This window comes from Lacibacter sp., from assembly GCF_035299325.1.
In the GTDB taxonomy this organism is placed as follows: domain Bacteria; phylum Bacteroidota; class Bacteroidia; order Chitinophagales; family Chitinophagaceae; genus Lacibacter.
Map to the genome: position 1 here is coordinate 39,233 of NZ_DATGWT010000017.1, position 25,421 is coordinate 64,653.

Sequence of the window (25,421 nt, forward strand, 5' to 3'; positions counted from 1 at the left end):
TTTTCTTAATTCATTTTCGGTATTTTGCCGCCATTATTAACCAAATCAATCATCAAAAATCAAGCTCTACTATGAGAAAGATTATCATCGTCCTTTTAGCAGTTATTTTCAGCGTTTCTTCTTATGCGGGAATCATCTATGTTCCGGCAAATGCGTCCGACAATGCAAAAGCAGGCATTGAAACAACCATTGAAAAGGTAAAAACTACAAACATGGATGCATTCCTGGCGCTTACTCCGGCTAAGGTGCAGAAAATGACAGGTAAGAAAATGACCTTCGGCCAGAAGATTGCCCTGAAAATGGCCCAAAAGAAATTGAGCAAGCAGCTTAAGAAAGGAAAATCAATTGATATTCATGATGAAAGACAAATGCTTCGTTTATGGATAATCTTCGCTTTGGTTGCTATTGTACTGGCTATCCTGGGTTTATTCATTCCGTTTGTATGGTTCTTGTCAGGTCTTGCATGGCTTGCATCTTTGATCTTCTTTATTCTTTGGTTGATAGCATTAACTGCGTAATTCAACTTTGTGTTATAAAAAAGGCCCTCAGTTTGAGGGTTTTTTTTTGCCCAGATACATCCTTAGATTATTTTTACTTCGAAACAAACTTATATATGACCGATAAACAGCAATTTTTAGAACAACAACAGCAGTATATTGAGCAGGATGGATTTCGTATTCAATCATTCGATTTCAGCCGTCCCTGGGGTGGTTTTTTTGTTTTGGACGAAAGCCAGGCCGATCTTTTTATTGAAACATATTTCCCAACGTATAAAAAGGAAGATCTGATGCTGGGCAATAAACTCAGCCCAAAAATTCTGGTAGTAGAACCAGGCAAACGTCTGTCGTGGCAATACCATCACCGCCGTGCAGAAATATGGCGTGTGGTTGAAGGCGAAGTGGGTGTTGTGATGAGTGATACCGATGAAGAAACCGAAGTAAATATTTTTGAAGCAGGTGATATTATTGTCTTGTCAACTGGCCAACGCCATCGTTTGGTTGGTTTGAATGATTGGGGCGTAATTGCCGAAATTTGGCAACATACCGATCCGGCAAATCCATCAGATGAAGACGATATTGTTCGTTTGCAGGATGATTTTGGCAGATAGAAATAAATAATTGACAAAATGAAAAGATGTGTTGTAAAATCTGCACATCTTTTTTTATGGAATTTCATTAACTTAAACCTGAATTAAAACCCGAACAGAATGAGAAAAGTTTCGCATATACTCCAGCGTAAAGGCAAGAATGTTATTTCAGTTGAACCTGGTTTACCGGTGATCAACGCATTACAGCTAATGGCCGAAAAAAATATTGGTTCTGTTATGGTGATGGAGGGAAGTGAATATCTTGGAGTAATGACCGAGCGTGATTATGCCCGTAAGGTGATCCTGAAAGGAAAATCATCAACTGAAACTTTTGTAAAAGATATTATGACAACGGGTTTGCCCCGCATAACACCTGATAATTCAATTGAAACCTGCATGCACATCATGAGCGAAAGCAATATCCGTTACCTGCCTGTATTTGTAAACGACCAGGTAACCGGTATTATATCCATTAACGATGTGGTTACCGAAACCATTCTTTCGCAGAAAGAAACCATTGAACAGTTGCAGAATTATATTCAATCGTAATGCTTGTTGGACGGCGACCAGCAGAAGCCTGAGAAAACGTTCCGTTAAACTATTCCATCATTTGATGAACGGCCTTGCCATGGCCTTTCCGTGTGTAACTTTGCCGCTGCATGAAACATCTCTCGTATCTCAATAAATATTTCTGGAAGTACAGGTGGCGGTTGTTGCTGGGTATTATTTTTATTTTCATCTCCAACTATTTTGCTGTACTGGCGCCACAGGTAACCGGTTACATTATTGATAAGGTACAGGCGTTCTTAACTAGCAGTACCCCCAAAGGTTTGCTCCGGCAAGATGATTGGCTGGTGGTAGCTACGGTTAACTGGATCGAAAAAATGTCGATGTCACCAACTGGCATTGTGGCAATGCTTGCAGCAATGTTGTTACTGTTTGCTGTGTTGCGTGGTTTCTTTATGTTCCTGATGCGGCAAACGATCATTGTGATGAGCAGGCATATTGAGTTTGATCAGAAGAACGAAGTGTTTCAACATTACCTGCAACTCGATGCCAATTTTTACAAGACACATGAAACGGGCGATCTCATGAACCGCATGTCTGAGGATGTGAGCAGGGTGCGCATGTACACCGGTCCCGCCATTATGTATCTCATCAACCTCATTGCACTCATTTCACTGAGTGTATTTTATATGGTGAAGAAGAATGCAGAACTCTCGTTGTATGTATTGGCACCAATGCCCATCCTTGCCATCACCATTTATTTTGTGAACAACATCATTCACAAAAAGAGTGAAGAGGTTCAAGCCAAACTATCTGATCTTACTACCAATGCTCAGCAATCATATTCCGGTATTCGTGTCATAAAATCTTTTGTGCAGGAAAAAGCTATGTTGCGTTTCTTTGAAACCAACAGTGAACAATACCGTAACAGTGCAACAGCATTGTATAAAGTGGAAGCTATTTATTTCCCCATCATGGGTCTCATCATCGGTATCAGCACTTTGCTGGTTATACTGGTTGGTGGGCTGAAATATATGGAAGGCCAGATCAATTTCGGTGATATGGCTGCCTTCATCATGTATCTTACTATGCTGGCATTTCCTGTGAGTGCCATTGGCTGGGTGGCAAGTACGATTCAACGGGCTGCCGCCTCACAGCAACGGTTAAACGAATTTCTGCTCACCAAAACAAATATTCCTTCACCTGTTGATGGTGTGAAAAATAAGTTAGAAGGCGATGTTGAATTTGAAAATGTAAGTTTTGTTTATCCGCACACGGGCATTGTGGCGTTGAAAGATTTCAATCTTCATATTAAGAAAGGAGAGAAGGTAGCCATTATTGGTCGCACGGGTTCCGGTAAAACAACCATTGCACAACTGTTACTACGTTTTTACGATCCGTCAAAAGGAACGGTACGTATTGATGGGAAAGAACTAAAGCAACTTGAATTACAGCATTACCGCAGCCAGGTAAGTTATATACCACAGGAGGTATTTCTCTTCAGCGATACTATTGCCAACAACATTGCATTTGGAACAGGCAACAATACCGAAGAAGAAATTAAAACGGCAGCCATGTCAGCGTCGGTGCACCGGGATATCCAATCGTTTCCACAGGGTTACCAAACAATGGTGGGCGAGAGAGGTGTAACGCTCAGCGGCGGACAAAAGCAACGTATCTCCATTGCCCGTGCCTTGGTGAAAGATCCCGGTCTTATTATTATGGACGATTGTTTGAATGCGGTTGATGCCCGAACTGAAAAGGAAATCCTTACACATCTGGCAACTTACCTGCAACATAAAACGGCCATCGTTATTACCCATCGTATCTTTTCCCTTCTTCAATTCGACCGTATTATTGTGATGGATAATGGCCGCATTGCCGAGCAGGGTACGCATGAACAATTGCTGCAACAGCAGGGCTTATATGCCGACTTATACAACCGCCAGCAGCTTGAGGAAACCCCTTCCTGAGAATGAAAATCAACGCCGTTTGAAGCTTTTTGGAAAATTTTGCCAAATCGAAAAGAAATATATCTTTGTCGCTGTTTGAAAAAAAGCATTGCAAACTAAAACCTAAAAACTGTGGCGTACGAAAACAATGACAAACGGATGGAAAGTATTTACAGCAAGCGCATCCGTGCTGGTAAGAGAAGAACTTATTTCTTTGATGTAAGATCTACACGTGGCAACGATTATTATCTCACCATTACGGAGAGCCGTAAACGTTTTACGGGTGAAGGGTATGACCGTCATAAGATTTTTCTGTACAAAGAAGACTTCAACAAGTTTATTAAAGGATTGAATGAAGCGGTTGATTATGTGAAAACAGAATTAATGCCCGATTTTGATTTTGATGCATTCAACCATGAAGATGCTCCATCAAGTGGCGATGGTGAATACAGCAATAATGAGGCAATTGAATCTTCAAATGGGTCGCCTGTAGCAACTGCTGCACCGGCGGCATCAACTCCGGCCCCTGTTCAGGAAGCACCTGCTGCACCTGCAGTTGAAGAAGTACCTGCAACAAGTGGCGACAACCTCGCTAACGAAGAGGTTGATAAATGGTAAGAACCGAAACCGACTGATAAAAGTAAACCCCCAACTAGTTGGGGGTTTTTAGTTTCATAACCGGACAGAAAAACGAATTAATAAACTTTCACCATGTACACATAATCCTGAATCTTCTTCACTTGTTCGCTTGCGCCCATTCCTTTTACAGAAGATTTAGAAGGCAGTTTCAGTTCAATGGTTGAATCATCTTTTTTCAATTGATTCACGGTTTCAATAATATATTTCGACTGGATGGCGAATACAACACCATCAGCCTTTGTTTCTTTTGTACTCAGGATACCGATCACCTCTCCATTCTTATTAAATACAGGCCCGCCACTGTTACCTGGATTAGCTGCAACAGCAATCTGGCAACTGAGTGTATCTCCGTTAAACCCGGTTTTAGCACTCAGGTAACCTTCGCCGTAAACAATTTCATTACGTGGATAACCAAGTGTGAAAATAGGTTCAGCAATATCGGTTGATGATTTACGGATGCTGTAAGGAAGCATGCCTATTGATTTATAATCCTTATCAACGATTTTAAGAATAGCAATATCTTTTGATTCGTCAATTTTTACAACAATCGCTTTAAATTCCGCACCCTTACTGTTTAATACGATAATGCCTTTTGCATTTCGTAATACGTGAGCATTGGTTACGAGATAACCTTTGCCATCAACTAAAAATGCAGAGCCAAATCCTGTAACCGAAGTTCCGGTAGGGATCTTTGTAGCATTTGCAATATGGTTGATCTTTTTGTCTTGTACGATTAGTTGGCCCTTAATGTCTTTAACCGAGTTTACCAACTCTTGTACCTGTTTGTCGTTGCTCTTTGGCGTAAACAGCAACGTCATGCTGCTGATTGAGATAGCAGTAATACCTGCAATAGAAGCTGCAATGGTTATGGTGCGTTTGTAACGCTTCCACATATTTACCACTTTGGCACTGGTTGAAAGCACTTCTTCTTTTATCTCTCCATCCTGCAGCAATTGGTTATGCACCTCATGCAGCGAATGTTTCATCTCACGCACACCACCATAACGTCCAAACTGCTGCAGGAAAAACGAATGCTCTACTACCATCTGATCAACTTCCTGGTTTGTTTCCCGGAGCTGCTCAAACATAGCTTTCTCCTCAGCATTCATTTCGCCGTTGAGGTAACGCTCAGTTGCATCTAATAGTAAAATTTCATCCATCTCAGTCCGCTTTTTTATATTGAGCAAAGAATAACTTCTTTAGTCTCATAAGGCACTTATACTTTTGGTTCTTGGCGTTATCGGCATTGGTGTAGCCAAACTCAGCGGCAATATCCAGCATCTGTTTTTTCTGGATGTAGTACGATTCCAGTAAACTTTTGCAGGGCTCACCTAAATGGTTCAGCGCCTTTTCCATCACCCCAAACGCTTCGTTTTTACGATCATGCTCTTCCAGTTCTTCCTCCACCGGCACCACATCTTCCAAGCTTTCAACAGGAGCGCCAAAACGTTGTAACTGTTGTAAGCGTTTCAGCCAAAGTCGCCTGCAAACAGAATAAACATAGGTTTTGATCTGGCAGTTCAACTCCAGCTGTCCATCTTTTGCCTTCTCGTAAAGAACGATCATAGCTTCCTGAAAAACATCCCTTGCATCATCGGTTGTACCATTATTATTCAGTATAAACGCCTGAACCATACTATAGTTCTGCTTATACAGGGTTTCAACCGCCTTTCTGTCGTTCCGGGCCAATCCTTCCAGTAATTCCGATTCGTTTATCTCAGGTTTCACTATCTGTGTTATTTTAATACCCAAAAGGGCAAATTGTAACCCAAAGAACGGCTAAAAATATTTTTTAAAAAAACCGGGTTACCTTTTCCCGCTTCCTGTATTAATCCCTGATAATTATCTTAAACTTTAAAATTTAGAAAGAATGAAAAAGGTTTTATTAGCGTTCGCTATCCTCGGTTTTGTAGCTTGTAACAATGAAGGTGAAAAAACAGAAGCAACTGATACTACAACAGTAGCTCCTGCTGATACTACAGCTCCAGCTCCAGTTGATACAACTGCTGCTCCAGTTGATACTACAGCTGCTCCTGCTGCTGATACAACTAAGAAGTAATTTCAGCTACACGGGCTCTTGTGAAGAAGGAAGATCCCAGCTTGCCGGGTAGTGATTAAGCCCGAGGTCAAAAATTTTCATATGGCAAGCAATCGTTAACGGCCGTTCCATTCCTGGAATGGCTTTTTTCGTGTCTTGAATCAACCGTTTTTACTTCAACCATTAATTAAAAACACGTAGTTCCTGAACCTGCTCCAAACGGTTGCATAGATTTTTTTTACGACTAACACTTGTTTTATGCTTGCTCTGGTTTATTTTTGACTTGATGACAATCAACAAAGGATACCGTTTCTTTTATTTTAGCTTCTTTTATTTTAGAATGAAGCCGGGACTCCTGTTGTTGAAAGTGAACTAAACGAACTAAACGAATCAACATAAAGAATCCCGGCCAAAAGGTCGGGATTCTTCATTTTACGCACTATGGCAAAAGTTACAATACAAGGTTACGAAGGCAGTTTTCACCAGGAAGCGGCAAGACAATTCTTTGGAAAGGAGGTGGAAGTGATTCCCTGTGCAACGTTCAGGGAAGTGGTAAAGATCGGTGCCAACAAAAAAGAAAGCGACGGTGCAGTAATGGCAATTGAGAATTCTATTGCCGGCAGCATTTTGCCCAACTATAATTTATTACAGAAAAGTAATCTCACGATCGTTGGTGAAGTGTACCTCCACATCAAACAAAACCTGATCGTTAACCAGGGAGTAAAGCTCGAGGACATTAAAGAAGTGCATTCGCACACCATGGCTTTGCAGCAGTGTTACGATTTTTTAGATAAGTACAAATGGAAACTGGTTGAATCGGAAGACACCGCTTTGAGTGCAAAACATATTTACCAGCACAAGAGTAAACATATTGCAGCTATTGCAAGTAAACTGGCTGCTGATCTATATGGACTGAATGTGATTGCTCCTGGTATTCAAACCATGAAGAAGAACTATACAAGGTTCCTCATTTTACAACGTGAGCAAAACGGTTCAATTGAACATGCCAATAAAGCATCGGTGAATTTTGTAACCGATCATTCGAAAGGAAGTTTGGCAAGAGTGCTGGGACAAATTGCAGATGGCGGTATTAATTTAAGTAAGCTGCAAAGTTTTCCTATTCCGGGAACAGATTTTAAATACAGTTTTCATGCAGATATGGAGTTTGAAACAATCGAACAGTTTCATAAAGTGATTGAAGCAATCAAACCTTCAACAGTTGAGTTGAAGATATATGGTGTATATAAAAACGGGAAGAGTACGAATTAAATAAAACATTACACGAATTACACGAATGAATTCAATTAGTGCAATTCGTGTAATTCGAAAAATTAGTGGCATGCAAACAGCAAAACGATTGGATGGTATTGGTGAATATTATTTCTCGCAGAAGTTGCGTGAGATCGATGAACTGAACAAACAAGGTAAACAGATCATCAATCTTGGTATAGGTAGCCCCGATTTGCCACCACACCCCGATGTAATAAAAGTATTACAGGAAGAAAGTGCAAAACCGAATGTACATGCCTATCAATCGTACAAGGGTTCAATTGTGTTGCGTAAGGCCATGAGTGATTGGTATAAGAAATGGTATAATGTTGAATTGAATGCCGATACAGAAATTCTTCCGCTCATTGGCAGTAAGGAAGGCATTATGCATATCTGCATGACCTATTTAAATGAAGGCGATGAAGTATTGGTGCCGAATCCCGGTTACCCAACTTACAGAAGTGCAGTGAAGCTGGCAGGTGGCGTATCTGTTAACTACGATTTGAAAGAAGACAACAACTATGCACCTGATTTTGCAGCATTGGAAGCAGGCGATCTTTCAAAAGTGAAATTGATGTTTGTGAATTATCCGCAGATGCCAACCGGACAGCTGCCCGACAGGAAATTATTTGAACAACTGGTTGCATTCGGAAAGAAAACAGGCATCCTCATCATTCATGATAATCCGTACAGTTTTATTTTGAATGAGCATCCGATGAGTTTATTAAGTATTGATGGCGCAAAAGATTGTGTGTTGGAATTAAACTCACTCAGCAAAAGTCAGAATATGGCGGGCTGGAGAGTAGGGATGTTGAGTGGAGCAAAAGAACGTATTGATGAAGTGCTTCGTTTCAAAAGTAATATGGACAGTGGTATGTTTTTGCCATTGCAACTGGCAGCTGCAACAGCATTGAATCTTGGTAAAGACTGGTACGACGGCGTAAACGCAATTTACCGTGAACGCAGAGAAAAAGTATTTGAATTACTTGATCTGTTGAACTGTGTGTATTCGAAAGATCAGGCAGGTATGTTTGTATGGGCGAAGATCCCGGTGAAATACAAAACCGGTTATGAGTTGAGTGATGAAGTATTGTACAACAGCAATGTATTTATTACTCCGGGTGGCATTTTTGGTAATGCAGGTGATGGTTATATAAGAGTTAGTTTGTGTGCGCCGGTAACAAGATTTGAAGAAGCAATTGCACGTATAAGTCAAAAGTAAAAGGTCAAAAGCAAAAAGTATGGAACGTAAACGAATTGCAATCATTGGTGTGGGTTTAATTGGTGGGTCACTGGCCATTCAACTGCATGAGAAAAAGATCTCATCAAGATTGATTGGTGCTGATGCTAATAAAGAGCACGAAGCAAAAGCTTTGGAACTGGAATTGGTGGATGAAATATTGCCATTAGACGAAGCCATTGCACAAAGCAACGTAGTGATCCTTGCTTTCCCGGTTGATAAAATGGTTGGCTTGTTACCTTCTATTCTTGATAAAGTTGAACAGCAGATTGTTGTTGATTTGGGTTCTACCAAATCGCAATTGACAGAAGCTGTAGCAAATCACCCCAAGCGTGGACGTTATGTTGCAACGCATCCGATGTGGGGTACGGAGTACAGCGGTCCGGCTGCAGCTGTACGTGGTGCGTATGAAAATAAAGCGGTGATTATTTGCAACGAAGGTGAAAGTGATCTGGATGCATTGGAGTGGACAAAATACATGTACAAGAAAATAGGGATGCACTTGTTGAGCATGGAAGCAAAAGCACATGATCTGCATGCGGCGTATGTAAGTCATATTTCACACATTACATCTTTTGCATTAGCGAATACGGTGTTGGAAAAAGAGAAAGAAGACAACGCCATTTTCGAAATGGCGAGTGCAGGTTTTGAAAGTACGGTACGTTTGGCAAAAAGTAATCCAGCCATGTGGGTGCCCATCTTTTTACAGAATAAAGTAAATGTACTGGATGTATTGAATGAACATATTCAACAGTTAACAAAATTCAGAGACAGCATCAGGGATGATAAAGGAACAGATTTGCAGAATTTAATTGAACATGCGAACAAAATAAGACGCATTATCAAATGATTTTTCGTGAAGCAACGATACAGGATATTCAGCAAATACAGGTTGTACGCAACGCTGTAAAAGAAAACATGTTGAGTAATCCGGCGTTGGTGCCTGATGCGGATGTGGAAGACTATATTACAAGAAGAGGTAAAGGTTGGGTTTGTGTAATTGATGATGTGGTGGTTGGATTTTCTATTGCTGATTTAGTGGATCAAAATATCTGGGCTTTGTTTGTTGATCCCAACAGTGAAGCAAAAGGAATCGGCAAGCAATTACATGATCTGATGATGAACTGGTATTTCGAACAGACATGTGAAACAGTTTGGTTGAGTACAAGTCCCGGTACAAGAGCCGAAACATTTTATCGTAAACAAGGGTGGATCGAAACAGGAGTGTATGGAAAAGGTGAGATAAAGTTTGAAATGTCTGAACCACGATTTAAAGAGATTCAACAGATGCAGAAGATGAGTGATGAATAATAAGTGATGAATAATGAGTGATGAATAATGAGTGATGAGTAATAAGAGTGTTCATCCCCTCCTTGGAGGGGTAGCAGAGTGCAAAACATAAGTGATGATAGATAGGAGTGGGTCAGAAGAATAGAATTAAGAACGCACAAGAGTGCGACGCAACAAAAGAAACATAGCAGAACAAGTGTTCGCAACATAAAACTTAACTTTACAACCAATAACAATGCAAACAACAGAAGCAAACATGAAAGAAAAAGTGCAGGAAGCATGGAGTAAAAAGCCACTGATCATTGGCGGACCATGCAGTGCCGAAACCGAAGATCAATTAGTATCAACCGCACAGCGCCTGGCAGCAACAGGAAAAATAAATATGTTGCGTGCAGGTATCTGGAAACCTCGTACCAAACCCGGCATGTTTGAAGGGATTGGCGCAAAAGGGTTACCATGGCTGCAAAAAGCAAAAGCATTAACAGGCTTACCAACAACTGTTGAAGTTGCAACGGGCAAACAGGTGGAAGATGCATTGAACTTTGAAGTGGATGTATTGTGGATCGGTGCACGTACTACCGTAAACCCTTTCAGCGTACAGGAAGTTGCTGATGCGTTACGTGGTGTTGATATTCCGGTGTTGATCAAGAACCCGATCAATCCTGATCTTGAATTGTGGAGTGGCGCTGTTGAACGTGTGGCTCGTGCAGGCATCAAACAAATTGGTTTAATTCACCGTGGATTTTCTTCTTACGGTAATACAGAATATCGCAATGCACCGATGTGGCATTTGGCAATTGAAATGAAGCGTCGTAATCCTGATCAGATCATCATTAATGATCCTTCACATATTTGCGGTCGCAGAGATATTTTACAAGAGACAGCACAAAAAGCAATCGATCTCGACTTTGATGGTTTGATGATCGAAAGTCATATTGATCCGGACAATGCTTGGAGCGATGCGAAACAACAGGTTACTCCTGAGCGTTTGGCAGAAATGTTGAGCAGTATCATCTGGCGTAAAGAAGATGTAGCATCAGCAGAGTTTCACCAGGCATTGGAAAAATTACGTCAGCAAATTAACCAGCTTGATGATGAGTTGATGCAGATCCTTGGTCAGCGTATGAAAATTGCTGAGAACATTGGTCAGTATAAAAAAGATAACAACATCACCATCTTGCAAACAAATCGCTGGAACGAAATCCTGGAACGTGCATTTAAAGAAGGTGAGCGTAAAGGGTTGAGCAAAGATTTCATCACGAAGTATTTTGATGCGGTACATATGGAAAGCATTAACCATCAGAAGAAGGTGCTTGATTCGTGAGTTGTGAATGCTGAGTTGTGAGTGGGCTGCAGTAATGCGATGTTGCTGTAGTTGCGTCGCACACTTGTACGATTTGTAATTCTATTCATCTTTTCTTTGTGTCTCTGTGTCTTTGCGGTAAAACTTTATTCATGGTAAAACGTACATACAAATTCTCAACTGCTTCTGTTGATTACTACTTTGAAGGACAGCTTTCACAGTTAGGTAAGATCGTTGATAAAACACATGCAGTCATTATTACTGATGAAAACATTTTCAAAGCACATGGCAATAAGCTGAAAAACTGGAATACAATTGTATTGAAGGCAGGCGAGGAATTTAAAATTCAACCGACTGTTGATACCATTGTTGAACAGCTGATCGAATTAGGTGCAGATCGTAAATCAACTTTAGTTGGTATTGGTGGTGGCGTCATCACTGATCTTACAGGTTATGTCGCATCGGTGTACATGCGTGGTATCAAATTCGGTTTTGTACCAACAACAGTATTGGCTTTGGTTGATGCAAGCATTGGTGGGAAAAATGGAATTGATGTGGGTGTGTTTAAAAATATGGTGGGAGTAATCCGTCAGCCTTCTTTTTTATTGCATGATATGTCGTTGCTTTCTTCCTTGCCGCAAAGCGAATGGGAGAATGGTTTTGCTGAGATCATTAAACATGCATGTATTAAAGATGCAGCGATGTTCAAAGAACTGGAAGCACATACACTGGCTGACTATCAGAAAAAGAAAATCCTGATGGCTGCACTCATTAAGCGCAACGCACTCATCAAAACAAAAGTGGTGCAGGCTGATGAATTTGAAAGTGGCGATCGCAAGTTGTTGAACTACGGACATACGTTGGGTCATGCAATTGAAAACATGTATGAGTTATCACATGGACAAGCTATCTCAATTGGTATGACCTATGCCTGTCATATTTCTGAACAACTCACAGGATTTAAACAAACACAGAAAGTGGTGAGCTTATTAAGTAAGTATGGGTTACCCACTTATGCTGAGTTTGATAAAAAGAAGGCATTTGAAATCCTGCAAAAAGATAAAAAGAAAGTGAAAGCGGAGATGAGTTATGTATTGCTGAATAAAATCGGCAAGGGAGTGGTGAAGAATATTCCGTTGACACAATTGAAAACCATTATCGAAAGTTTATAACGTGAAGGTAACAATACAACCATCTACACTCACCGGAACCATTCAATCGAACGCATCAAAAAGTTCGATGCAACGTGCATGTGCTGCTGCATTGGTGGCGAAAGGAAAGAGCATCATTAAAAATCCTGGCCACAGTAACGATGATAAAGCGGCGATGGATATTACCCAACGTTTAGGCGGTACTGTTACAAACAACGGGAACGAACTGATCATTGAAAGCAATGGTGTGCAACCGGTGAGCAGTGAGATCAATTGCGGTGAAAGTGGTTTGAGCATCCGCATGTTTACTCCTTTGGTTGCATTGAGCAATCATGAACTTGCAGTAAACGGCACCGGCAGTTTAACTACAAGGCCAATGGATTTCTTTGATGAGATCTTGCCGCAACTTGGTGTGCATGTAAAAAGTAATCAAGGAAAATTGCCGTTGAATATACAAGGACCAATCGTTCCGAAAAATATTACCATTGATGGTTCACTCAGTTCACAGTTCTTAACCGGATTGTTGCTGGCTTATGCAGCAAGTGATGCCAGTAATGTATCGATTACAGTAACCAATCTCAAAAGCAAACCATACATTGATCTTACACTTGATGTAATGAAACAGTTTGGTTTGAAAGTGCCGGAGAACAGGAATTACGAAGAGTTTTATTTCGCCGCTGATACTCATCACTCATCACTCATCACTCATCACTACACTGTAGAAGGCGATTGGAGTGGTGCTGCATTCTTACTCGTTGCAGGTGCAGTTGCAGGAAATATTGTGGTGAAAGGATTAGATGTATTTTCAACACAGGCCGATAAAGCTGTGCTGCAGGCGTTGATGGATTGCGGTTGTATTATCTCCATTCAACCCGAACAGATTGAAATTGGTCCGGCTCCTTTGAAGCCTTTCCATTTTAATGCAACTGAATGTCCCGATCTGTTTCCGCCATTGGTTGCATTGGCAGCTTTTTGCAATGGTAAATCAGTGATTGAAGGAACAACACGTTTAACACATAAAGAAAGTAACCGTGCAATCACCTTGCAGGAAGAATTTGCGAAGCTGGGTGTAACAATAGAATTACAGGATGATCTGATGATCATTCATGGTGGTGGCGGATTAAAAGGCGCTACTGTACATTCACGCCATGATCATCGTATTGCCATGGCTTGTGCTGTTGCTGCGTTGAAAGCAGAAGGCGAAGTGACGATCGAAGAAGCCGAGGCTATCAATAAATCGTACCCTGATTTTTATGAGCACTTGAAAGTATTGGGTGCAAACGTATCTTTATAATCAAACCATTCAACTTTGAACTCATTCGGTAAATTATTTCGTGTATCCATCTTTGGCGAATCGCATGGCGAAAGCGTAGGCATTGTAGTAGATGGTTGTCCGGCAGGTCTTGCATTAACGGTTGATGATCTCTTACCCGATCTCGAACGCAGAAAAGGCGGTAAACAAAAAGGAACTACTCCACGTCAGGAAGCGGATTATCCGTTTTTTAAAAGCGGTTTGTTCAATGATAAGACAACGGGTTTCCCAATTGCCATCTTCTTTGAAAATAATAATACACGCAGCGAAGATTATAATAAGCAACGCAGCATTCCACGTCCGGGTCATGCCGATTGGGTGGCGCACCAAAAATTTGGTGGTCATGAAGATTATCGTGGTGGCGGGCATTTCAGTGCACGACTCACAACAGGCTTAGTGGCGGCGGGTGCAATTGCAAAAAAACTCATGACTGGTGTCGGCATTCATGCCGATGTTATAGAAATTGGTGGAGAAAAAGATTTAGAAAAAGGATTGCAAAATGCAATTGATGCAAAAGATTCTGTGGGTGGTTTGGTTGAATGTAGAGTAACAGGTTTACCTGTTGGTTTAGGTGAACCGTATTTTGATTCAGTAGAATCATTGCTTGCACAAATGATGTTTACTATTCCTGCTGTACGTGGTGTAGAATTCGGAACCGGGTTTGCTGCTGCAAAAATGTTCGGCAGTGAGCATAACGACGCCATCGAAACTATGGCTGGTAAAACAGTTACCAATCATGCAGGTGGCGTGGTAGGCGGGATTACTAATGGAAATGAACTGGTGTTCCGTATTGCTATCAAACCAACATCTTCAACTCCAAAAGAACAAACCAGTTTAAACTGGGATACAGAACAGATGGAAAAGTTTTCTATCAAAGGCCGTCATGATCTGTGTGTCGCTTTGCGGGCTCCTGTTATTGTAGAAGCGGCAACTGCCATTGTATTAGCTGATTTGATGTTGCAGGAACAACGGATCAAACGAATCGTCTCTTAACTTTACCGTATGCTTCAACGAATCACGATTGCCTTTTTTGCCTTTCTCATCACAACGATTTCTTTTGCACAAACCGATGCAAAGATCGAAGTGGTGAAACACAATCATGTTGCCTTACACGTAAAAGATATTGCAGCAAGTACTAAATTTTATAAAGAAGTCATGGGTTTGGAACCTGTTGCTGTACCCGATTCACTCAAAGCTATTCGTTCCTGGTTTAAATTGGGAACCGATCAACAAATACATTTGCTGGCAGGAAGAAATTTTGAAGTAAAGAACGATCGCAATGGTGGTCACTTTGCATTATTTGTTACCTCAATTACTGCTGCTGAAAAATATTTATCGCAACACAAAATGAGCTTTCACAAGCAGGTTCGCTTTGATGGCGCTGTGCAAATCTATCTTGCCGACCCCGATGGTTATTTAATTGAACTGAACGAAGTAAAACGTTAACGATGCCCATTATTTATCATGTTACAACAGCTGCTGAATGGAATGCAGCAAAAGAAAACGGCTATTATGAAACACCTTCTCTCAAAGAAGAAGGATTTATTCATTGCTCACAGGAAAATCAGGTTGCAGGTGTGCTCGAACGTTATTTCATCGGCAAAACAGATTTGGTAAAGCTTGTGATTGATACCGATAAGCTTACCAGTCGTTTTGTATTTGAATGGAGCCCTTCAACTGAAGATACATTTCCGCATGTGTATGGAACGATCAATGTGGATGCGGTTGTAGATGTTGTGCTAATTAATTAAAAGAAAATTTCTTCAGCTTTTTGAAATCAAGATCGAGCACTTCATAATTCCTGTCATTCGGCCAGTAATAATGCCACCATTCTGTTTCCAATGAGTTGAAACCATGTTTCAGCATTACCTCTTTCAACAGTTTCCTGTTTTGTAAAACAGCTGGGCTTAGTTGTGTAAAGGAGTGATGTGCTGTATCTGTAAAATTATCAAAGTCAGTTCCCATATCTAACTCAACACCTGTTTTCAAATCAACAATGGTTAAGTCAACAGCCAAGCCACGGTTATGTCCGCTTCCTTTTGATGGATTGGCAACATAACGTTCATCTTTGATCAGTTCCCAGAATTTTATAGTAACAGAGTAGGGGCGGTAAGCATCAAAAATCTTCAACCCAAATCCTTTTTCATTCAACTCCGTTTGTACTTTTTGTACGGCATTTGCAGCAGGTGATCTTAAAAAGGTGAAATCAGTATTCACGGAATAAAGGGGTCGTTTTACAAAATTGTCACTGGTTGCGTAGTGAAATTCATAAATAAGTGCGGGCATGAGCTGTTTCAATTCAACCATTTTTTTATTGCTGTCCAATGTTAATGTTTGGCGGTAACTTTTTTCAGAAGCAATATACCGAACGCCATAGCTGCTGGTTTTCAGCTGTTGTGCAAATGAGGGTAAAACCAAAAGGGAAAAAAACAAGACAGCGGTTATTGCTATGTGCAACCGTTTCACTATTTTGACTATCTGAAAAACATCCATTACTGAATTTTTTGGTGATGGAAAGATAAATGTAGTCATTACATGAGAAATCAGTTTACAGTCTCTTCTTTATTCCTGTTATCTCTTTTTCTATTAACCATGAACGCCTGTGGCGATGGAGAAGCCAAAGAGGTAAAAGATATTGTTGATGAACCCGAACAAATGAACGAACGGGTGAAAACCAATATCAATGAATTACTTTCCCGTATTGAAGCGGATGGAAAAGCTGATGACAGTACCAGGGTTTCCCGTTTCACTGCTGTTGATGCCTTTTATAAACAATCAGGTTATAAAGCTGCATGGAGTAGTGATGAACAATTTCTTTCTTTTGCTGATTCAATGTTGCTGTTTATTCAACAGGCAAAATTGTATGGATTATTTCCCAACGAATATCATTATCCGGTATTAAAAAATATTGCTGCACGTTTTGCTGCAGATACTGCTGCTGTTGGTGACAGACGTGATGCTGCGCTTTGGTCGAAGGCTGATGTATTGCTGACTGATGCATTTTTCAATATTGCAGCTCATTTGCATGTGGGTCGTTTGAAAGTTGACAGCACGTTCATGAATCCTGATTCTGTGCTGACGGATAAATTTTATCACTCAAATCTTAATGCAGTAATAAATGGCAAACCTGTATCGGAAGTATTTCATGCATTAGAGCCATCACATGAAGGTTACATCGAATTGAAAAAAGCTACAAAGCAATTTATTGATAGCGCTGATTTCGAAAAAAAATATACTTATGTTTCCTATCCATATAAAGATTCATTGGCGTTTGTAAAATCGTTGATAAGACGTTTACAGGAAGAAGGAATGCTTAGCTGGCAATTAGAACAGGTTGATTCAACACAATTAAAAGAAGCGCTTATAAAACTGCAAAAGAAAAAGGAGTTGACAGTTGATGGTAAGTTTGGTGCGCAGGTAGTGCGTTATCTGAATAATACTGATGCAGAAAAATTTTATCGCATTGCTATTAATCTCGACCGGTATAAAGTATTGCCTCCAAAAATGCCCGAACGTTATATATGGGTCAATCTCCCGGCTTATAAACTTGAACTGTGGGATAATGATACGCTTCGTCTTGAAAGCAAAGTGGTAGTGGGTAAACCAAATACAAGAACACCTTTGTTAACAAGCCGTATCAGCGACATGGTTACTTATCCGCAATGGACAATTCCAAACAGTATCATCATGAAAGAGATTGTACCTGCAATGCGGCGTGATCCCGGCTACCTTGCAAAAAAAGGATATTCACTTTTTACATGGGAAGGAGAGGAGGTAGACCCATACTCGGTAGATTGGGCTAAGTATAAAAAAGGGATTCCATATAAAGTAGTGCAGGGTAGTGGCGATGATAATGCGTTGGGTATTCTCAAATTCAATTTCCCCAATAAATATTCTGTTTACCTGCACGATACGAATCAACGCTACCTCTTTAAAAATGCAAAGCGTGCATTAAGTCATGGTTGTGTGCGTGTGCAGGAGTGGGAAAAGCTTACTTATTATATTTCGGCACTCGACAGTATCAATTACGAATTTGATCCCTCCCGTGTAGAAAGCGATTCGATTAAAGTTTGGCTTGAGCGAAAAGAGAAACATGTGGTTAGGGTAAAAACCAAACTCCCCGTTTATTTCCGTTACTTTACCGCAGCCGGGAAAGAGGGGAAACTTATTTTCTTTGAAGATATTTACAACGAAGATAAAGTGGCACGTGAAGCATATTTCTCAACTAAATAACGATTGATGACGAAATTCTGCCTTCTATTTGTTTTGGTCTTTTCTGTGTCGATGCCCGACATTGCAGCGCAGCAAGATGGTACAAAACAGGAGAAAAAATCAGGTGGTAAACCTAAGATCCAATATGGAATGGCCAGTTTCTACTCCAATAAGTTTAATGGCCGTAAAACAGCAAATGGCGAAATATTCAATAACCAGAAACTAACCGCTGCGCACAATACGCTTCCTTTAGGCACTTATGTTCGGGTAACCAATCTCCGAAACAAACGCTCGGTTGTTGTAAAAATAAACGACAGGCTTCATCATAAGAATAAGCGTATCATCGATTTGTCAAGAACAGCTGCTACGAAGTTGGGCTATATTAAAAGCGGACTGACCCGGGTAAAAGTTGAAGTGTTGGGTAAAAAGCCACCTTCAAACTGAATTCCATATTAAATCCTTAAGAATGTGGGTAATTAATTTTAAGGTTATGCTACCTACCGTTATTTTTGCTCATTCCAAAACAATTCATATTATGAAACAAGTGCTCTTATTACTGATCGCTTTTTGTGTTTTCTTTACTGCAGGCGCTCAGAACAAGGATCTTAAAAAGCTTCCTTCATTTGGATTTCAATTTTCAATGTTCGATTTTCAGTCTGGAATTGATATAAAAAACAAAGGGCTCTCTACTGTTCTCAGGGAAAAGTCCTTGGGGAAAAAGGATCGTTTGAAGCCAGGACTTACGTTGCATTATATGCAGGGGATTACAAATAATGTTGACGTTATGGCAAGACTTGCGGGTACATTTTTAACCTATCCTTCCCGTAACACGTTGGATGTTGCTACGAGCGATAAGTTTTATGGTGAAATAGACGCAAATCTGAACATAAAACTACTTCCTGATAATTATTGGGTAGTCCCTTATTTACAAGCCGGCATAGGCGCTTCAGTTGAAAGGGGAAACTGGATGGCACAAATTCCACTTGGTGCAGGGCTACAGGTGAATTTATTCAACCAGGTTTTTGTTCATCTTAATACTGGTTACCGTGTTCCGGTAACTTCAAGGGCTAATTATGGATTGGTGCATTCTTTTGGAGTAAGCGTACCACTTAAGGAAAGGGTAGCTCCACCTCCTCCGCCTCCACCAACTCCGGAACCTCCGAAAGATAAAGATGGTGATGGTGTATTGGATGTGGATGATGTTTGTCCTGATGAAGCTGGAGTAGCGGCATTACGTGGTTGCCCCGATAAGGATAAAGATGGTGTTGCTGATAAGGATGATAAATGTGCTGATGTAGCAGGTTTGGCCCGTTACGGCGGTTGTCCAATCCCGGACAGTGATAAAGATGGTATTAATGATGAAGAAGATAAATGCCCTCAACAGGCAGGTGTGGCACGTTATAATGGCTGCCCTATACCTGATACTGATAAAGATGGTGTAAATGATGAAGAAGATAAATGCCCTGCTGTAGCCGGTGTTGCTTCAAACGCTGGTTGCCCGGAAGTAAAAGAAGAAATTAAAACAAAAGTTGAATTTGCAGCACGCAATATCTTCTTCAATACAGGAAGCTATCAATTACAAAAGAAATCATATGCTCCTTTGAACGAGGTTGCACAAATTCTGAAAGACAATCCTACGCTTCAGCTGGATGTGGAAGGTCATACAGATGCTTCAGGTGATGCAGCCAAAAATCAGATATTATCTGAAAACCGTGCTGCTGCTGTAAAGGCTTATCTGGTTGCGCAAGGTATTGACAAGAGCCGTTTGACTTCTGCCGGTTACGGAATCGATAAACCAATTGCAGATAATAAAACAGCTGCCGGTAAAGCGAAAAACCGCAGGGTGGAATTGAAGTTGAGAAGTTATTAAGCTAAACACATTTTCTCTTGAAATCCCTCCGTTTTACGGGGGGATTTTTTTGTGCTAACCACAGGAAACAAGTTTTATCTTCGCCCACTTATTTGTGTAAGAAAGATCAAATGATATGAGCAAACAGAAAGAAATAGTCATGAGCGGTCTTCGTCCCACCGGTTATCTGCACTTGGGAAATTATTTCGGTGCCATGAAGAATTATGTGAAAATGCAGGACGAGTACGAATGTTTTTTTATGGTGGCCGATTGGCATTCACTTACCACCCATCCTGATACAAAAGAGTTGAAAGCAAATGTAAGACGTGTGTTTGCAGAGAACATCGCCTGCGGATTAGATCCTGAAAAAGTGGCGTTCTATTGCCAGAGCCATGTGTATGAAACAGCGGAGTTGTATCTCTATTTGAATATGATGGCTTATAAGGGTGAGTTGGAAAAAACTACAACGTTTAAAGATAAAGTAAGAGCGCATCCGGATAATGTGAATGCAGGTTTACTTACTTACCCTGTGTTAATGGCAGCAGATATTCTGCTGTTTCGTGCCAGTTATGTTCCCGTTGGTAAAGACCAGGAGCAGCATCTTGAAATGGCCCGCAACTTTGCCAACCGTTTCAACCACCGTTATGGAGATGTATTCCCTGAGCCATCAGCATTTAATTTCGGTGGGGAGTTGATAAAAGTACCCAGCCTCGATGGAACAGGAAAGATGAGCAAAAGTGAAAACCAGAATGCAACAATTTACCTGGCAGATGACGACGAGGTGATCCGTAAAAAAGTAATGAAGGCAAAAACAGATGCTGGTCCAACCGAACCAAACTCAACAAAGCCTGATTATATTGAAAATATTTTCCAGTTGATGCGTTTGGTAAGTACACCTGATACCATTCAGAAGTTTGAGGATGATTTCAATAGTTGTGTGATCCGTTATGGTGACATGAAAAAGCAATTGGGCGAAGACATTGCAAAATTTGTTGCTCCCATTCGTGAAAAAGCAAAAGCTATTGAACACGATGATGCATACCTGAAAGATGTGATGTTAAAAGGAGCAGAAAAAGCAAGGATCAGTGCCCGCAAAACCATTGAGTTAACCAGGGAAGCAATGGGGCTTAATTATTTTTAAAAAACACAAGGTCCAAAACCCAAAATCCAAAAAGAAGTTTTACTTTGAACGTCCTTCTATTTTGGATGGTGTACATTGGAATTTATCTGATTTATGGCGAAAAGTAAAAAACCAAAACATGTGGCTATTGCCGGTAATATCGGCGCTGGAAAAACAACCCTTACTGAAATGCTGGCAAAGCATTACAAATGGATTCCCCAGTTTGAAGATGTGGATCATAATCCCTATCTCAACGATTTTTACGAGGACATGCCACGCTGGAGTTTTAACCTGCAGATCTACTTTTTGAATAATCGCCTCAACCAGGTATTGGAAATTCAACGTGGTACAGAAACGGTGATACAGGACCGTACCATTTTTGAAGATGCACACATATTTGCACCCAATCTTCATGATATGGGTTTGATGGGCAAACGTGATTTTGAGAATTACTTTTCCTTTTTCTCTACATTAAAAACAATGGTCTCTCCTCCCGATCTGTTGATCTATTTAAAAGCATCGGTACCAACATTGGTGGCGCAGATCCAGAAAAGAGGAAGAGAATATGAAGAAAACATCCGACTTGATTATCTCAAGAAATTAAATGAATATTATAACAAGTGGATCGATCAATACAAAGAAGGAAGTCTTTTAGTGATTGATGTTGATGCGAATAAGTTTGCCGAAAATGAAGAGCATTTTGGCGAGATCATTAATAAGATCGATTCGCAGTTGTACGGATTGTTCTGATTTAGGAGCGTGAGTAATCTTTGTAGATTGAATGGAACGATAAATTATTCTAACCATTTTAAATGAAACATCAAGTCTTATTAGCTAATCTATTGTTGCTTTGTTTCGTTTGTTTTTCACAACCAAGCTCAAAAAACAGCCCTTCAGATTTTGGATTTAGTGTATTCAAAATCAGAGGTAAGGTCGATTCAATAAATTTCATTGTTAGCGATACTTCATTTAATAAAACGAAGCCAATATTTTTATTTTGTCAGGGTTCGTTGCCTTACTCTTTATTTTATAAAGAAGATTCCTTACATACATGGCAACAGGCAATTCCGTTTGACTATAAAAAGTATTTAAACGAGTACAATTTTATTGTTATTTCAAAGCCAGGTATTCCTGTTTTTTCTACAACTGCAGATAAAAACTATTTCTACATTGATCCTATGACAAAACAGGTTCCACAAAAGTACTGGACAGATAATTACCTTGATTATTATGTAAACTCAGCTAATGACGTTATTAATTACTTAGTTAAACAAAAATGGGTTGATAAATCAAAAGTTGTAATTGCTGGAGTGTCACAGGGTAGCAAAGTAGTTTCGAAATTAGGAGCTATTAATAAAAACATAACTCATGTAATTTATCTGGCAGGTAATCCACTGGGAAGATTTGATCAAAATATTCGCCAGCAGCGTAGAGATGCTTTGCTGGGCAAAATTACTTCAGAGCAGGCTCAAAAGAATATTGACAGTTTATACAAGCTTTGGAACGAAATGGTTGCTAGGCCTAATGATGTTTCGTCTATTAATGAAGATACTTATAAAACATGGACTACTTTTTCGAAGCCCTTATTGCCTTATCTTTTGAAAATTTCAGTGCCCTTGTTTGTTGGTTATGGTACAAGCGACATTACATCGGATTACTGTGATTTACTTCCTTTGGATTTTGCACGTCTTGGCAAAAGGAATCTGACGTTGAAACCATATCTTGATTGTGATCATAATTTTTCTAAAGTAAAATTTGATAAAGCCGGGAACGAAATTTTACGGGAGGATATGTGGCATAAATTGACCGAAGATTTTTTTAACTGGTTAAAATAGACCAATAGAAACTTATAATAGAAATTAACGCTATCGTACAACTTAGCGGAGTTTCTCAATCCAATCCATCTGTGTCCAACCCACGCTTAACCATACTCACCACCTCCCTGAACTTCTCCCTGCTTCGCTCATGCTCCGGCACAGTCTGCCGGTAAAGAACAGAAGCAATTTTCGAAGCACACCCCATCCGTTTTGCACAACGCATCGTCCCCGCAAACGCAGGATCATGTTTTACCCGCTCACCGGAAAGTGAACTCTTCTCCCTTGCATAATACACTCCGTCCATGCGGTAAAAACAAATACCGTCAATCGTCCCCGTAATTTTCAATAATCCAATTTGCTTTGCCATATCTGCAATTTAAAATATCTGGGCGCAGGATGAAAATCAACCCGCCGTTCTTGCCGCTTTTTGCCACTTTTGACCATTTATGCTGCTTTAGCACACATGAATTGCTGTTAGGTTTCGAAAAAAGGGGAGGATACAAGCAAGGTAGAGCCACTATTAAGCTACCTTACACCGTATTAAAAGCGCTCAAACCGTTAGTGAGAGCCTGTTCAGCTGCGATACTGCTTTAGCCATAAAGAAGATATTGAACGGGGAATAGGATGAAGCAAAAAGACAACTGTAACTTACCAATTAAATCAGGTGTAATTTTAAGCCCATTTCTATAATGCTCTTTTATTTAATTGCATTAATAAACCCCGCCATGAATAGCGGGGTTTTCTGTTCTTAGCAAACAATCGATTACGACCACTTACACTTGCGGCGCTGCGGCTAGAATTTCTTCGCCACTGCCGGAAGCATATTTTTTGAAATTAGTTATAAACTGTTCAGCTAAAGACTTCGCTTTTGCATCATACGCTGCTTTATCTGTCCAGGTATTTCGGGGATTTAAAAGTTCTGATGGAACTGCTGTGCAAGCAGTTGGAATAGCAAGATTGAACACCGGCATGTTCTCATATTCAACATTATTCAACTCGCCATTTAAGGCTGCACTGATCAATGCTCTTGTGTAAGAAAGTTTAATACGGTTACCAACGCCATAACTTCCACCTGTCCAACCGGTATTCACCAGCCAAACATTCACTTTGTTTTCATTCATCTTTTTTCCTAACATCTCTGCATATTTTGCCGGATGTAAGGGAAGGAAGGGAGCTCCAAAACACGCACTGAAGGTTGATTTAGGTTCTGTAACACCAGCTTCTGTGCCTGCAACTTTTGCCGTATAACCACTAATGAACTGGTACATCGCCTGGCCTTGCGTAAGTTTAGAAATTGGAGGGAGCACACCTGTTGCATCGCAGGTAAGAAAGAAAATATTTTTAGGCAAACCACCAACAGCCGGATCCAATGCATTGCTGATAAAATGCAAGGGATAACTCACTCTTGTATTTTCAGTAATGGCTTTACTGCTGAAATCAATTTTATTTGAACCTTCGAAAAACTGTACATTTTCTACCAATGCACCCGGGCGAATGGCATGAAAGATCTCAGGCTCTTTTTCTTCAGTAAGATCAATACATTTTGCATAACAACCGCCTTCAAAATTAAAAACCGAACCATGATTCCATCCATGCTCATCATCACCAATTAATTTACGTGCTGGGTCGGCACTCAAGGTTGTTTTGCCAGTACCGCTTAATCCAAAGAACACAGCTACATCAGCATCCTTTCCCACATTGGCGCTGCAATGCATGCTCAACACATTCTTTTGTTGTGGCAATAAATAATTAAGCACGGTAAAAATTCCTTTCTTCATTTCACCTGTGTAGCCGCTGCCACCAATCAGGATCATTTTGTGTGTAAAGCTTACAATAGAAAAATTGCAGTTGCGCACACCATCGGTTTCGGGGTTGGCTGAGAAATTAGGCGCTTGTATAATATGCCAGTCAGGTTCAAAGCTGTCAAGCTCTTCATCATTGGGGCGAAGAAAAAGATTATACGCAAACAAATTACTCCATGGGTTTTCGTTCACTACACGAATGTTGAGACGATAATTGTTATCAGCACAGGCGTACGAATCTCTTACCCATAGTTCATCTTTTTTACCCAGGTAGTCCATCATCTTTTTATAAAGAATGTGGAAATATTTTTCATCAATGGCCTGGTTAAAATCGTTCCAATGCACCGTGTCTTTCGTGATATCGTCAAGGACAATGAACTTATCTTTTGGGGAGCGACCGGTAAATTTGCCGGTGTTGATACAAAGGGCACCAGTATCGTTGTACCTGCCTTGTCCACGGTTGATCGTTTGTTCGGCTAATTCTTCAGGGCTTAGTTGATAATGGATATTACTCGATAGCTTTAAACCGAGCTTCAATAGTTTCTGCTCAGGAAAGAATACACTTGGTATAGACATAATCAATAGTTCGTTTATATAGCCCGCCAAAAATACAGGGTTGGCCGATGCCAGAAAAATTCCGCAATCGTTCCCGACTGTACAATATCTACTAAAAATGACTATTTGATTGATATTATTTAAAACTGGACAGTTAAAGTGAATAATATTGAAGAATATCGAATGGCAGGTGAACGATTTATAAATATTTTTCAAACAGTCGTTAGTTTTTCACTTTTTGTGGATTAATTGACCATAGAATTGGGAAGCCCCCCACG

Annotated in this window: 27 protein-coding genes; 22 read left to right on the plus strand and 5 right to left on the minus strand. The window is 40.3% G+C overall.

The genetic code is table 11. From position 1 onward, the window contains the following. Positions 1-71: 71 nt before the first annotated feature. The 5 genes from VK159_RS10565 (at position 72) to VK159_RS10585 (ending at position 4,164) form a co-directional block, all read left to right on the plus strand. A complete protein-coding gene (locus VK159_RS10565) occupies positions 72-518 on the plus strand; it encodes a hypothetical protein (protein WP_324230106.1) in 447 nt (148 codons plus the stop codon). 95 nt (positions 519-613) lie between these two features. Then, complete coding sequence (locus VK159_RS10570) at positions 614-1,108, plus strand: cupin domain-containing protein (RefSeq protein ID WP_324230107.1); 495 nt, start codon at positions 614-616, stop codon at positions 1,106-1,108. A 99-nt stretch (positions 1,109-1,207) separates the two neighbouring features. Further along, entirely contained in the window at positions 1,208-1,636 is a 429-nt protein-coding gene (locus tag VK159_RS10575) for a CBS domain-containing protein (protein WP_324230108.1), read from the plus strand. Positions 1,637-1,746: 110 nt separating this feature from the next. Next, on the plus strand, positions 1,747-3,567 hold the full coding sequence (locus VK159_RS10580; RefSeq protein WP_324230109.1) for an ABC transporter ATP-binding protein: 1,821 nt from the start codon (positions 1,747-1,749) through the stop codon (positions 3,565-3,567). Positions 3,568-3,678: 111 nt separating this feature from the next. Continuing rightward, positions 3,679-4,164: a DUF3276 family protein gene (locus VK159_RS10585; protein WP_324230110.1), complete on the plus strand. Its 486-nt coding sequence runs from the start codon at positions 3,679-3,681 to the stop codon at positions 4,162-4,164. 77 nt (positions 4,165-4,241) lie between these two features. Here VK159_RS10585 and VK159_RS10590 read toward each other — a convergent pair whose 3' ends face one another. Together VK159_RS10590 and VK159_RS10595 are read right to left on the minus strand one after the other, a co-directional pair. Next, entirely contained in the window at positions 4,242-5,345 is a 1,104-nt protein-coding gene (locus tag VK159_RS10590; RefSeq protein WP_324230111.1) for a serine protease, read from the minus strand. A gap of 1 nt (position 5,346) precedes the next feature. Beyond that, on the minus strand, positions 5,347-5,913 hold the full coding sequence (locus VK159_RS10595) for a sigma-70 family RNA polymerase sigma factor (RefSeq protein WP_324230112.1): 567 nt from the start codon (positions 5,911-5,913) through the stop codon (positions 5,347-5,349). Positions 5,914-6,055: 142 nt separating this feature from the next. Here VK159_RS10595 and VK159_RS10600 point away from each other — a divergent pair, with 142 nt between their 5' ends. From VK159_RS10600 to VK159_RS10650, 11 genes are all read left to right on the plus strand, one after another. Then, a complete protein-coding gene (locus VK159_RS10600; RefSeq protein WP_324230113.1) occupies positions 6,056-6,244 on the plus strand; it encodes a hypothetical protein in 189 nt (62 codons plus the stop codon). A 420-nt stretch (positions 6,245-6,664) separates the two neighbouring features. Then, positions 6,665-7,492: a prephenate dehydratase gene (locus VK159_RS10605; protein WP_324230114.1), complete on the plus strand. Its 828-nt coding sequence runs from the start codon at positions 6,665-6,667 to the stop codon at positions 7,490-7,492. A 70-nt stretch (positions 7,493-7,562) separates the two neighbouring features. Beyond that, positions 7,563-8,714, plus strand: a complete 1,152-nt coding sequence (locus VK159_RS10610; RefSeq protein WP_324230115.1) for a pyridoxal phosphate-dependent aminotransferase — start codon at positions 7,563-7,565, stop codon at positions 8,712-8,714. A 19-nt stretch (positions 8,715-8,733) separates the two neighbouring features. After that, positions 8,734-9,582, plus strand: coding sequence for a prephenate dehydrogenase (locus VK159_RS10615; protein WP_324230116.1), 849 nt, complete (start codon positions 8,734-8,736; stop codon positions 9,580-9,582). Then, positions 9,579-10,043, plus strand: coding sequence for a GNAT family N-acetyltransferase (locus VK159_RS10620; RefSeq protein ID WP_324230117.1), 465 nt, complete (start codon positions 9,579-9,581; stop codon positions 10,041-10,043). The genes VK159_RS10615 and VK159_RS10620 overlap by 4 nt, the downstream gene beginning before the upstream one ends. A 214-nt stretch (positions 10,044-10,257) precedes the next feature. Further along, the gene (locus VK159_RS10625; RefSeq protein WP_324230118.1) at positions 10,258-11,346 is read left to right on the plus strand and encodes a chorismate mutase; all 1,089 of its coding nucleotides are present in this window, start codon (positions 10,258-10,260) and stop codon (positions 11,344-11,346) included. A 131-nt stretch (positions 11,347-11,477) separates the two neighbouring features. Continuing rightward, entirely contained in the window at positions 11,478-12,497 is a 1,020-nt protein-coding gene (gene aroB, locus VK159_RS10630) for a 3-dehydroquinate synthase (RefSeq protein WP_324230119.1), read from the plus strand. Between the two features lies 1 nt (position 12,498). Further along, on the plus strand, positions 12,499-13,770 hold the full coding sequence (gene aroA, locus VK159_RS10635; protein WP_324230120.1) for a 3-phosphoshikimate 1-carboxyvinyltransferase: 1,272 nt from the start codon (positions 12,499-12,501) through the stop codon (positions 13,768-13,770). A gap of 15 nt (positions 13,771-13,785) precedes the next feature. Next, positions 13,786-14,781, plus strand: a complete 996-nt coding sequence (locus VK159_RS10640; protein ID WP_324230121.1) for a chorismate synthase — start codon at positions 13,786-13,788, stop codon at positions 14,779-14,781. Between the two features lie 9 nt (positions 14,782-14,790). Continuing rightward, positions 14,791-15,234, plus strand: coding sequence for a VOC family protein (locus VK159_RS10645; RefSeq protein WP_324230122.1), 444 nt, complete (start codon positions 14,791-14,793; stop codon positions 15,232-15,234). A 2-nt stretch (positions 15,235-15,236) separates the two neighbouring features. Then, complete coding sequence (locus VK159_RS10650; protein ID WP_324230123.1) at positions 15,237-15,539, plus strand: DUF952 domain-containing protein; 303 nt, start codon at positions 15,237-15,239, stop codon at positions 15,537-15,539. On the opposite strand, the gene VK159_RS10655 is transcribed toward VK159_RS10650, so the two are convergent. Beyond that, positions 15,532-16,221 (minus strand): M15 family metallopeptidase, encoded by a 690-nt coding sequence (locus tag VK159_RS10655; protein WP_324230124.1) that lies wholly within the window; start codon positions 16,219-16,221, stop codon positions 15,532-15,534. The two genes, VK159_RS10650 and VK159_RS10655, sit on opposite strands and share 8 nt — an antisense overlap. 102 nt (positions 16,222-16,323) lie before the next feature. On the opposite strand from VK159_RS10655, the gene VK159_RS10660 reads away from it, so the two are divergent. From VK159_RS10660 to VK159_RS10685, 6 genes are all read left to right on the plus strand, one after another. Beyond that, on the plus strand, positions 16,324-18,021 hold the full coding sequence (locus tag VK159_RS10660) for a L,D-transpeptidase family protein (protein ID WP_324230125.1): 1,698 nt from the start codon (positions 16,324-16,326) through the stop codon (positions 18,019-18,021). Between the two features lie 6 nt (positions 18,022-18,027). Then, on the plus strand, positions 18,028-18,444 hold the full coding sequence (locus VK159_RS10665) for a septal ring lytic transglycosylase RlpA family protein (protein ID WP_324230126.1): 417 nt from the start codon (positions 18,028-18,030) through the stop codon (positions 18,442-18,444). A 91-nt stretch (positions 18,445-18,535) separates the two neighbouring features. Next, complete coding sequence (locus VK159_RS10670; RefSeq protein WP_324230127.1) at positions 18,536-19,870, plus strand: OmpA family protein; 1,335 nt, start codon at positions 18,536-18,538, stop codon at positions 19,868-19,870. Between the two features lie 115 nt (positions 19,871-19,985). Then, complete coding sequence (gene trpS, locus VK159_RS10675) at positions 19,986-20,990, plus strand: tryptophan--tRNA ligase (protein ID WP_324230128.1); 1,005 nt, start codon at positions 19,986-19,988, stop codon at positions 20,988-20,990. A 93-nt stretch (positions 20,991-21,083) separates the two neighbouring features. Next, positions 21,084-21,719 (plus strand): deoxynucleoside kinase, encoded by a 636-nt coding sequence (locus VK159_RS10680; RefSeq protein ID WP_182801904.1) that lies wholly within the window; start codon positions 21,084-21,086, stop codon positions 21,717-21,719. A 62-nt stretch (positions 21,720-21,781) separates the two neighbouring features. Continuing rightward, positions 21,782-22,804 (plus strand): acyl-CoA thioester hydrolase/BAAT C-terminal domain-containing protein, encoded by a 1,023-nt coding sequence (locus VK159_RS10685; protein WP_324230129.1) that lies wholly within the window; start codon positions 21,782-21,784, stop codon positions 22,802-22,804. A 55-nt stretch (positions 22,805-22,859) separates the two neighbouring features. Here VK159_RS10685 and VK159_RS10690 read toward each other — a convergent pair whose 3' ends face one another. Next, the gene (locus VK159_RS10690) at positions 22,860-23,153 is read right to left on the minus strand and encodes a hypothetical protein (RefSeq protein WP_324230130.1); all 294 of its coding nucleotides are present in this window, start codon (positions 23,151-23,153) and stop codon (positions 22,860-22,862) included. A 406-nt stretch (positions 23,154-23,559) separates the two neighbouring features. Next, complete coding sequence (gene pckA, locus VK159_RS10695) at positions 23,560-25,164, minus strand: phosphoenolpyruvate carboxykinase (ATP) (RefSeq protein ID WP_324230131.1); 1,605 nt, start codon at positions 25,162-25,164, stop codon at positions 23,560-23,562. Positions 25,165-25,421: the final 257 nt, after the last annotated feature.

What these genes read in the sequence shown, in the direction of transcription:
- VK159_RS10565 (WP_324230106.1), top strand. Translation starts at nt 72, where the DNA reads ATGAGAAAGATTATCATCGTCCTTTTAGCAGTTATTTTCAGCGTTTCT.
- VK159_RS10570 (WP_324230107.1), top strand. Translation starts at nt 614, where the DNA reads ATGACCGATAAACAGCAATTTTTAGAACAACAACAGCAGTATATTGAG.
- VK159_RS10575 (WP_324230108.1), top strand. Translation starts at nt 1,208, where the DNA reads ATGAGAAAAGTTTCGCATATACTCCAGCGTAAAGGCAAGAATGTTATT.
- VK159_RS10580 (WP_324230109.1), top strand. Translation starts at nt 1,747, where the DNA reads ATGAAACATCTCTCGTATCTCAATAAATATTTCTGGAAGTACAGGTGG.
- VK159_RS10590 (WP_324230111.1), bottom strand. Translation starts at nt 5,345, where the DNA reads ATGGATGAAATTTTACTATTAGATGCAACTGAGCGTTACCTCAACGGC.
- VK159_RS10600 (WP_324230113.1), top strand. Translation starts at nt 6,056, where the DNA reads ATGAAAAAGGTTTTATTAGCGTTCGCTATCCTCGGTTTTGTAGCTTGT.
- VK159_RS10605 (WP_324230114.1), top strand. Translation starts at nt 6,665, where the DNA reads ATGGCAAAAGTTACAATACAAGGTTACGAAGGCAGTTTTCACCAGGAA.
- VK159_RS10610 (WP_324230115.1), top strand. Translation starts at nt 7,563, where the DNA reads ATGCAAACAGCAAAACGATTGGATGGTATTGGTGAATATTATTTCTCG.
- VK159_RS10615 (WP_324230116.1), top strand. Translation starts at nt 8,734, where the DNA reads ATGGAACGTAAACGAATTGCAATCATTGGTGTGGGTTTAATTGGTGGG.
- VK159_RS10620 (WP_324230117.1), top strand. Translation starts at nt 9,579, where the DNA reads ATGATTTTTCGTGAAGCAACGATACAGGATATTCAGCAAATACAGGTT.
- VK159_RS10625 (WP_324230118.1), top strand. Translation starts at nt 10,258, where the DNA reads ATGCAAACAACAGAAGCAAACATGAAAGAAAAAGTGCAGGAAGCATGG.
- aroB (WP_324230119.1), top strand. Translation starts at nt 11,478, where the DNA reads ATGGTAAAACGTACATACAAATTCTCAACTGCTTCTGTTGATTACTAC.
- VK159_RS10645 (WP_324230122.1), top strand. Translation starts at nt 14,791, where the DNA reads ATGCTTCAACGAATCACGATTGCCTTTTTTGCCTTTCTCATCACAACG.
- VK159_RS10650 (WP_324230123.1), top strand. Translation starts at nt 15,237, where the DNA reads ATGCCCATTATTTATCATGTTACAACAGCTGCTGAATGGAATGCAGCA.
- VK159_RS10660 (WP_324230125.1), top strand. Translation starts at nt 16,324, where the DNA reads ATGAGAAATCAGTTTACAGTCTCTTCTTTATTCCTGTTATCTCTTTTT.
- VK159_RS10665 (WP_324230126.1), top strand. Translation starts at nt 18,028, where the DNA reads ATGACGAAATTCTGCCTTCTATTTGTTTTGGTCTTTTCTGTGTCGATG.
- VK159_RS10670 (WP_324230127.1), top strand. Translation starts at nt 18,536, where the DNA reads ATGAAACAAGTGCTCTTATTACTGATCGCTTTTTGTGTTTTCTTTACT.
- trpS (WP_324230128.1), top strand. Translation starts at nt 19,986, where the DNA reads ATGAGCAAACAGAAAGAAATAGTCATGAGCGGTCTTCGTCCCACCGGT.
- VK159_RS10680 (WP_182801904.1), top strand. Translation starts at nt 21,084, where the DNA reads ATGGCGAAAAGTAAAAAACCAAAACATGTGGCTATTGCCGGTAATATC.
- VK159_RS10685 (WP_324230129.1), top strand. Translation starts at nt 21,782, where the DNA reads ATGAAACATCAAGTCTTATTAGCTAATCTATTGTTGCTTTGTTTCGTT.
- VK159_RS10690 (WP_324230130.1), bottom strand. Translation starts at nt 23,153, where the DNA reads ATGGCAAAGCAAATTGGATTATTGAAAATTACGGGGACGATTGACGGT.
- pckA (WP_324230131.1), bottom strand. Translation starts at nt 25,164, where the DNA reads ATGTCTATACCAAGTGTATTCTTTCCTGAGCAGAAACTATTGAAGCTC.